This is a genomic window from Pontibacter sp. JAM-7, from assembly GCF_048548695.2.
In the GTDB taxonomy this organism is placed as follows: domain Bacteria; phylum Pseudomonadota; class Gammaproteobacteria; order Pseudomonadales; family Balneatricaceae; genus Neptuniibacter.
Map to the genome: position 1 here is coordinate 1 of NZ_JBLYIF020000104.1, position 230 is coordinate 230.

The window sequence follows — 230 nt, forward strand, 5'->3', positions numbered from 1 at the left end:
GGTGGGCGTGGAGAGGCTCGAACTCCCGACATTCGCCTTGTAAGGGCGACGCTCTCCCAACTGAGCTACACGCCCACTTCAGAGGTTGGGTAAGTCTAATACCATCACATGGGAATGTGAAGTATCTCTACCCCGGGCTCAATAACACTAGATAGTGGCGGAACGGACGGGACTCGAACCCGCGACCCCCTGCGTGACAGGCAGGTATTCTAACCAACTGAACTACCGCT

At 56.1% G+C, this 230-nt stretch carries 1 tRNA gene; it reads right to left on the reverse strand.

Annotated features, from left to right (window positions below):
• Window positions 1-2 precede the first annotated feature (2 nt).
• Window positions 3-75: transfer RNA gene (locus tag ACFVYJ_RS13990), tRNA-Val, on the reverse strand.
• Window positions 76-230 lie beyond the last annotated feature (155 nt).